We start from the raw sequence: 6,055 nt of genomic DNA, 5'->3' as shown, positions 1-6,055 counted from the left end.
CCTGGGGCACGGGAATTTGATGCTTGGTTTCAATCCGTTTGCGCGATCGTTTCTGGTTGATTCGATCGCGATTATTGATGTAAAAACGTCGAGCAGTGCAAAGTTTATCATCCCAGCAGTTAGGATGTTTAGCCCTAGCTTCGGCTGGGGATAGGGGGGCACAACGGAGACATTTAGCAGGGGTTTCTCTAGATTTAGCCACCCACATCTTCCCCCCACTCAATCGCACCTAGTTCGGCCTCTAGCTCTGTGGTTGAAGGTAATTCTAACTGTAAGGGATCGGGTAAGGATTTAGTCAACGCCTCCGTCCACTCAGCTACCCCCATCGGTTTATTGATATCCCGCAGCGCATATTCCGCCACCACCCCATTTTTAGACCGACACAACAATATCCCAATCGTCGGCTCATCGTTGGGATGGCGCAACAAATCGTCCACCGCTGATAGGTAAAAATTCAACTTCCCTGCATACTCTGGTTTGAATTCATCCACTTTCAACTCAATCACCACATAGCAGCGCAGTTTGAGATGGTAGAACAGCAAATCCAGTCGAAAATCCTGACCCCCTACCTCTAAGGGAAACTGTTTGCCTACGAACGCAAAACCCGCCCCCAGTTCCAATAAAAACTTCTCGATATGGAGTTCTTGGTATTCAGTACTGAGTCGATCCATGCGGGTTTGAGGGGATTACCATTTGCAAGCGTTGTTTTGAAGAAATTCAATCAGCTATCTTAAATTACTCTTCAGGACGCTCAATCCCAATCGATTGAATTCTTAAATCGCAAATTTCTTTGAATATTTCTAACTTTTCGCGATCGGTAGCAGCTCTAAAAATCTCGGCAACTGCAATCGCGGCTTTACTTTTAGGTTCTGCCGTAGCCTGTTCTTGCAGATCTTCGGTACGTCTGGGCACAAAAACAATAAAGTCAGCAGGTCGATAGCAATCTGAATCTCTTGCTGACTGAATCTTTACTTCTAGCTCCTCTATAGTTCTGGCAGAATGAATGATTCTACCATCCTCAAATAAAATCCACTTTCCGCCATGTTCTTTTACTAGCACATTTAAGCAGTCACGAAAATGACCGCGTTGTTTCTGTAAATAATTTTCAGATTCTAAATGTAGAAAGAGATTGTAAATAGAGTAAGTAATTCCCTCTCCTCGATCGTCCTCACCATGTATCAACAATCTTCTGGAAGTTTTACCCCGATTGAGATCGTACATCCGATCTTCAAAACTTATGGCTTCTGACATAGCCTCTAATTCTAGACCTTGAAACTCTCTATTGGTGTTAGAATTGGAAATAATAGCACTGATTCGATCGTTCATTTCTATAAAAACTCCCAATAATTAAAAATACTGCTGCATCTATTCTTCTCCAGTCGTTGTTTCACATAGCCCTTTTAATGACTTTAATACCGATGCAGATTGCTGGCGTTTTACTGCACCTCGAATAAACGGCTGGAGATAACTATCAAGATGTCCCTGTTCGGGATCGTTGAGTTCGGTCGTTAGTGCCGTCAGATAATCTACCTTATCTGTTTGTTTCCACTCAATACTGATTCCTGCCCGATAAGCTAATTCTGCATGAAGCACCATAATAGCCCGTCCATTGCCGTCTAGGAATGGATGTGCATGAGCCAGCAGCCCCATTACGTATCCAGGTCGTTCGCGCATAAACGGTAAATCTTGACCCCGATCTAAAGCATATTCGCCAGCACGTCTGACATCTCGTGGGTGGGCAAACATTCGATCGTAGCCACCTTTAGTAATGTTGAGATCGGGAGCCGTTGCCAATCTGTCTTCACCTGCCCAAGGGTAAATATCCCCGAACAAGGTCTTATGGATGCTCAGAATATGCTTGTATTCGATAAATTGAGTCGTCGCCAAAGCATCGATTGCGCTTTTGATATTTTTCTTAAATGACTTTTGCTCCAGGGCCTTAACTGCTGCAACGTCTTTACTACCATATATATTCCGCAGGTAGCCTCGTTCTTCAAAGTCTCTAAACGGATCGAAAGTCATTATTTTCGCTCGTGCAAATACTGAAGATGCAGCAATCCGTTGTCCTTGCCCGTAAGAATTCCTGCCCGATCGAGTTCGAGCAACAGCAGCTCTGTCTCATCTAATTCAACCTCCGCATCAGAAAGTCGTGAGTATGTATCTGCTAACTCATCAAGTTGTGTTTTCTCGTAGGTAATGTCATGTTGTGCTGCCAGCAGATCGATCTGCTGTTGGGCAGTTAAGTCAGCGATCGTGCGAACTGTTGTCATTTCAAATACCGATGGTGAGGTGGTTTTGACTACTCGATATTATATCACGATCGCGTCGATCGCCTAAATCTTGTCTAATAATAGTCTAACGTATGGAAATGCTTCTTTTCCGATGTTCAGTTTGCCGTTTTCACGACCTGCCAAGGCAGCGCTTACGCTATCGAATGCCCATTTCAGCCCCTTCTACTCACCAAAATTGCATATTCCCTCGAAAAGGGAGATTAGTGGGCGGCAGGATCCGAGTAAAAATCTCCAAGACGATCTGTTAAATGTCAAGGGGTTAGACGTGACAGGTTATTGTCGGGTAGGTGTCGCGAAAGCCGTTCTCAGATCGAAACGACAAGTAACGATCGGTTGCGACAGGGGCACCAAAAATAGAGCCGTTAGGAAGATTGAGAATTGTTTAGGCGATCGCTAGCAGCCTGCCGACGATAACTTTCAGCTTTAATCTCAAAGAGCGTGCCATGATGAACTAATCGATTACCTCCGGTAGGCTATGCCAACGACAGCAGCAACAGTCATCATTGAATCCACAAAGATTGAATCCCACTGACTGAAAGGCTGGTTCGCAGTAATGAGCAAACTCTTACGCTCATAGCGATGAGCGATTAACTCAAACAACACCGAAGTTTCAGCCTCAGACTTCTTGACATTCCGGTGGGGAGAGCCGCTTCGGTTAGACCCCGCTGTAACCGGAGAGCGTTGCGACGACTGGTTTCCAGTTCGCATAATGTGAGTAAGAATTTGGCATAAGACCATTGCTCCTGCATAGCTTGGTGTTCGACAGACTCCCAATGAGCGAGCATGTGGGACAGTCGGAGTTGTTTGAGGTGGAGTAGGAGGTGCTGATAAGGGTTCTGGGCAATAGTCGGGGCTATCGATTCGTTCGGTAGCGTTAGAGTCAAGGAGTCGGTCATAGCTGGCACTTGGATGATGTGTGCGTATTGCCAGCCGCTGTAGCCCAGTCGGTAATGGTATGACAGATGCTCGAATGGTGTTCCAGCGATGGTAATCTCGATCTCTTTGAGTTGGGTGAAATCGGAGAATCCTATCAAACCTGGCTCATGACGTAATTCAAACATCACTTCAGGACTCGGCCCATGTATCGCTTTCCACGTTTGAACTCTAATAGTTCGGGCAGCTCAAGCATTGAGTCGCCATGCTGACATCAAAACGCTGTCGCTATACGATGATAACCTCCACCAGCATCAAAAAGGAGCCACCGATCTGTTGGGTAGTTTACTTGATGAGTGAATGGTGAAAGATAGAGTTCCGTCGAAATAGATCTGGATCTCGATCTATTTCGATCTCATCTGATAAAATCGTTACTGAAGCTGGAATACAGGCAATTAATTAGCGAACTCTATCAAAATTGTGTTCTCTGAAACTGTTTTGGTGTAAGGGTTGCAGGAATTAAAGAGCGATTTAGTTTCGGATCTCGATCTATTTGGATCTCTACATCCACCACTCGCACCCAACACAACATGCAATCGGTCGTCATTATTCATCATCAAACCTCAGTAAATTAAAGTTGGGAGTTGGGGAAATCATCAGTACTTGGCCGAGAGATTACGCTCAACTTTCGCAGCCTTCGCTACTAGTACGATCCCCATCGCCAAAAACCATAGTTGCAAAACACTCACCGAGATCGAGATAAACGCGCCCAAATCCACGCCGAACAACCTGGCTAATTGAACGCCTAATAACGTTGCAGATATCAGCCCCAAAAATCCCAGCCAGCGGGGTAATATTCTGGTTTGCAAAATTCTTAACGATACGATCGCCAGCCACAATCCGGCAAATAAACTGACACCTAAAACTTCGCCTACCGAGCCAGCATAGTCATTGAGAGCGCGATAGACGACTGCGATCGATTCACGAGTACCCGTAGAGATAGTGGGATCGGTGTAAAGTGTCGCTAAAGCAGGCATTGCCACCAACCACCGAATTATTCCCAAGCAACGAGCGACAGTCGAAGCGATTCCAAACCCATTCGCGACATGCAGCCAGATTGAATCGGTTTCCTCATTACTCAGCACCCGAATCGTCAAACTGGCAATAACCCAAAATAGAATCGAGTAAATTAAATAAACGAGATAGCCAAACCTCACTGCTGAGGAATGTTCGACCAGCAATGGTAGAATTTTATCAGCCGGATCGCTCAAACTTTTCGGCCAGTTAATCGCACTGCCTAAAACTGAGATTGGGACAAAAATGAGCAGACTTTCAGCAATCAGCAACCAGCCTGCGATCGTAAATAAAGACTTTTGAGGGGATACCATAAAACTTTAGAAACATTCTTAAGAATATACTAACATTCTTAGGAATGTTGTCAAGAATGTCCTATCTTCATGTCTTGGAAATATTGGTGCGATTGGGCTATGCTAGATAAGTAAATCCTTTACCGTGTAGAGATTTCCTGAATTTTTGCTAAAAAGCTATGAATTGTCACGAACCCGAAAAACTCAGACAAATTTTGATTTGGATTGGGGTGGCAAATCAGTTAACGGCAACAAGATTCGAGCGATTGATGAGTGAAAGCAATTTGCCATTGCCGCAATTTACAATGCTGAACCACTTTAGCCGCGATCCACAGCAGCGTTACACTATCACCCAGCTTGCCGCAGCTTTTCAGGCAAATCAACCTGCTATGACCAAAACGGTGCAGCATTTATTGGAAAAGGGCTATTTGGAGTTCCAAGTCAGTCAGGAAGATAAGCGAGTTAAATTTCATTCGATTACAGCCGCAGGTTTAAATGCACACCAACAAGCGATCGCCCGCATCGAACCTGATGCCCAGCTCATCTTTGCCGAATGGAGTGCTGAAGAGATTGAGACGTTGCACAAATCCATGTTTCGCTTGAAGAACTGGCTCGACGATCGCCGCGATACAGTAGCGAGTAGTAAGAATGAAACATAAGTGTATCGATTGCAATAACAATCTGAAACCACTGCTCCGTTAGGATTTGCTCGTGAGCAGTATCCACACTACATTTTTCGATGCTTAAATACTTGTTGACAGGACTATCCTTAAAAGGCATACTAAGTGTATGAGCAAAATAAACATGCTTCAGCATTCCACCCTCCATGAAGAATTAGGCGAATTTCAGCCCTTTCAAGTGCCCGAACAGGAAGCTTATCTCAATCTCGTGCGGACTCATGCTCTGCTGAGTGATGAGGTGGCAGAACTGTTCAAACAGCATCATCTTTCGCAGCCCCTCTATAACGTGCTTAAAGTGCTTGCACGGATGGGAAGTACTGGAATGCCGAGTCAGTCAATTGCTCAGTACATGGTGGCACGAGATCCTGATATCACTCGTTTAGTCGATCGCTTACAAAAGGATCGGTTAATTGAACGCGAACGGGATGAGCAAGATCGTCGCATTGTCCGAGTCAGAGTAACTCGATCGGGACTGGACGCGATCGAAACACTCGATCCCCTAATCTGGAAGTTGCATCAGCAACAACTTGGACATTTAAACCAGGAAAAGCTCGAACTGCTCAATCAGCTTTTGGTAGAAGCACGGCACAAACCCTGATGCCACATTACCCAAAGTAAATAAAGCATTTCTTTCACTCATTTATTCGTTTCAAGGACTATCCGCAAAAGAAGGAACTTCTCAATGAAAAAAGTACTGCGTTGGTTGGCGTGTAATCAGGATACGGATACTGTTGGCGAATTCAAAAACCGATCGAGTGGGCGGGCAGACGAGTGGGTCAATTTGTGGATGAAAGTAGGTTGCCACTCGAACAACAACTCACTAATTTTGCGAGAATATCGATCG

General features: G+C 45.0%; 7 protein-coding genes and 3 pseudogenes. 2 read left to right on the top strand and 8 right to left on the bottom strand.

Annotated features, from left to right (window positions below; translation table 11 throughout):
* The 8 genes and pseudogenes from RMO35_RS13800 to RMO35_RS13765 form a co-directional block, all read right to left on the bottom strand.
* Positions 1–202 (bottom strand): annotated as a pseudogene (locus RMO35_RS13800) (hypothetical protein); the annotation flags it as partial.
* Positions 195–671, bottom strand: a complete 477-nt coding sequence (locus RMO35_RS13795) for a PDDEXK nuclease domain-containing protein (protein WP_309741874.1) — start codon at positions 669–671, stop codon at positions 195–197. The gene RMO35_RS13795 and the pseudogene RMO35_RS13800, both read right to left, overlap by 8 nt.
* Positions 672–735: 64 nt before the next feature.
* Complete coding sequence (locus tag RMO35_RS13790) at positions 736–1,326, bottom strand: DUF5678 domain-containing protein (RefSeq protein WP_309741873.1); 591 nt, start codon at positions 1,324–1,326, stop codon at positions 736–738.
* Between the two features lie 39 nt (positions 1,327–1,365).
* On the bottom strand, positions 1,366–2,022 hold the full coding sequence (locus RMO35_RS13785; RefSeq protein WP_309741872.1) for a Fic family protein: 657 nt from the start codon (positions 2,020–2,022) through the stop codon (positions 1,366–1,368).
* Positions 2,022–2,270: a hypothetical protein gene (locus RMO35_RS13780; protein ID WP_309741871.1), complete on the bottom strand. Its 249-nt coding sequence runs from the start codon at positions 2,268–2,270 to the stop codon at positions 2,022–2,024. Before RMO35_RS13780 ends, RMO35_RS13785 begins: the two co-directional genes overlap by 1 nt.
* 383 nt (positions 2,271–2,653) lie before the next feature.
* Positions 2,654–3,136: pseudogene (locus tag RMO35_RS13775) on the bottom strand (ATP-binding protein).
* Positions 3,137–3,196: 60 nt separating this feature from the next.
* Positions 3,197–3,397 (bottom strand): annotated as a pseudogene (locus RMO35_RS13770) (IS21 family transposase); the annotation flags it as partial.
* Between the two features lie 423 nt (positions 3,398–3,820).
* On the bottom strand, positions 3,821–4,552 hold the full coding sequence (locus RMO35_RS13765; RefSeq protein ID WP_309741870.1) for a DUF4386 domain-containing protein: 732 nt from the start codon (positions 4,550–4,552) through the stop codon (positions 3,821–3,823).
* 158 nt (positions 4,553–4,710) lie between these two features.
* Between RMO35_RS13765 and RMO35_RS13760 the strand changes: the two genes are divergently transcribed.
* Together RMO35_RS13760 and RMO35_RS13755 are read left to right on the top strand one after the other, a co-directional pair.
* The gene (locus RMO35_RS13760) at positions 4,711–5,190 is read left to right on the top strand and encodes a MarR family winged helix-turn-helix transcriptional regulator (RefSeq protein WP_309741869.1); all 480 of its coding nucleotides are present in this window, start codon (positions 4,711–4,713) and stop codon (positions 5,188–5,190) included.
* A 145-nt stretch (positions 5,191–5,335) separates the two neighbouring features.
* Complete coding sequence (locus tag RMO35_RS13755) at positions 5,336–5,809, top strand: MarR family transcriptional regulator (RefSeq protein WP_309741868.1); 474 nt, start codon at positions 5,336–5,338, stop codon at positions 5,807–5,809.
* Positions 5,810–6,055 lie beyond the last annotated feature (246 nt).

It is taken from the genome of Chamaesiphon sp. OTE_20_metabat_361 (assembly GCF_031364565.1).
The sequence above is the reverse complement of the archived record's forward strand: the minus strand, read 5'-3'. Positions and strand labels throughout refer to the sequence as shown.